Below are 2,264 nucleotides of genomic sequence, written 5' to 3' on the forward strand. Positions count from 1 at the left end.
TTGGCTAAACGACACACAATTAGTCGTGGTAACCGACATTAGCGCCATGGTAAATGTCATTAACCACGCCAAAAACATTGCAGGGGCAAGCGCTCCCGCAGAAACCGATTACACCCAAGCTGGGATCACTGGCGTTGATGCAAGCAATGTCGGTGCTGTGCGCAGTGAAGTACAAGCTCAAGGGGCCGATACGGTTGCCAAAGTACAAGCTATTTTCAATGAATACAACAACTGGCAAGCATTAATCGATTACGCCGCTAATGGTGGCACTCCGCCATCAGCGACAATTTATGCCAATGTCGGCTTTGTTAATTTAACCTCAACTGAAATTGTTCAAATCAATCAATGGATTCGAGATATAACGCTAAAAACGCAAGAATCAATCACCAGTGCAATTGATATTGTTACCTTCTTTTCTAAAACCAACAACTACCGCCCTTCGTCATGGGATTATACCAATATCGGTATTTCCCAAGATGTCAGCGCGGTCCTCAGTGCAGTTAATAACTTATACATTACCTCTTCTAACACGATTGCAGAACTGCAAACCCTTATTAATGATATTGATTTCGACAGTGACGGCGTCACATTTGCCAACGATTCAGACGATACCAACCCTTGGACAGACTATGACGGCGATGATCTTAACGATAAAATGGAAACCGTTTTAACGGGGTTTGACCCATTAGTTGATAACAAAAATACCATTTTAAATGATGGTAATAGCAATGGTATTGCTGATATTTGGCAACAGATGACCAATACGTCTAATAACGATACCCGAAATAAAGCAATTGGGTACTTCATTAATGGACAACTAGCAGACAAAGCCAGTTCAGATCCACGCTCTATCAGCCTGATTTCTGGTGCTGATCATGAAAATTGGAGTTCAATTTCAGGTGATGCAACTTACGAGTTAGTCGCTTACCTCGACTTTAGCAACGAGGCAAGCAACCCCTTACTTGAAGAGGGTATTCTCATTCAATCGGGAAATATGTCGTTACGTTTTGCATCTGAGAGCAAAAAGCAGTTTGCGATCCGCAGCGATGGAGCCGATGACATTGAAGAACTTACACAAACAGGCAGCCCTCACTTCTTTACTGCTACCGACAACCAATCAACCTTGTTCCCTAGTCGACAATATTTCCACTTGGCATTGACATTCGATAGCCTTTCACAAACCTTTACCTTGTATATCAACGGTAGTGAAGTTGGCCGTGTACAAGACAGTAGCTTCACAGCCCTCAGTTCGGCTAACACCAGAATAGGTGTACATGTACAAGGTATACTTAGTGGCACATTAAAAAATTACGTGGCTAACAATGCTATTAGAAGAAATATGGTGACTCATATTCAACATCACAACGATATTTGGTCACCACAAACCATTCAATCACGCGCCACTACCGTGTTAAGTGCCATTAGCGATAACAATCAAAATGGCATATGGGACGTCTTTGATCTCGACTCGGACAGTGATGGTCTATTAGTTACAACCGATGATGATGATAACAATAGCTTCTCTGACAAAGATTCAGACGGGTTAAACGATCAATTCGAAACTGCCCTTGAATTTGACGCTGTTTCAACTGACGATAGTAATTTACTCACTGATGATAATGGCAGTCGTGTGGCGGTGCTTTGGGACCAAGTCAAAGTGAGCCCGAATGCCATGGCATCATGGATAAATCAAACGTGGTCGGTCGAGTCTTCTAATTTAAACCCTCTTGTTACCTTGACCCAACCTATCGCTGGGTACGATAGCTATGTTTATCCAAATAAAGCAAAAACAGTTGACCTTTCCGCATTGCCAAGCGATCAAGCCAGTTACGAGTTTATTGCTAAAATAACCAGTGATAATTTTGCGGATCTTGTGTTGCTTGGTCACCATGACATCACAGACACAATTAATGCGACCTCGTTGACGTTTGAAAACAGCAACTCAAACACATTAGGAGTGACACTCAACAATACAGGAGCCGTCAATCTTACTAACGTGATTAACGATGCTTCACCTTATGGCGATTTCGTGCATCTTGTTTATGTTTACGAGCAAAATGCGAACACTTATACGGTTTATGTCAATGGTCAACGGGCAGCCACTGCGCAATCAACTCAACTTAGCGCCATTCGCAGTCCAGCGACGCCAATAGGACTCTTTGCTAAGGATGCATCAGGTGACAGCAACATCACCCAACTTGATAGCATGGATGGCATTTATGCCTTCGCGGCTTATTCAACCGCACTCACTGAAAGTGATATCC

Annotated in this window: 1 protein-coding gene; it reads left to right on the forward strand. The window is 42.9% G+C overall.

Translation table 11 applies throughout. The features are described 5' to 3' along the window. The coding region (locus tag VTH8203_RS22220; protein ID WP_158296221.1) for a LamG-like jellyroll fold domain-containing protein at nucleotides 1-2,264 on the forward strand (2,264 nt) is incomplete at both ends.

The sequence above is a fragment of the Vibrio thalassae genome, from assembly GCF_900089835.1.
In the GTDB taxonomy this organism is placed as follows: Bacteria; Pseudomonadota; Gammaproteobacteria; order Enterobacterales; family Vibrionaceae; genus Vibrio; species Vibrio thalassae.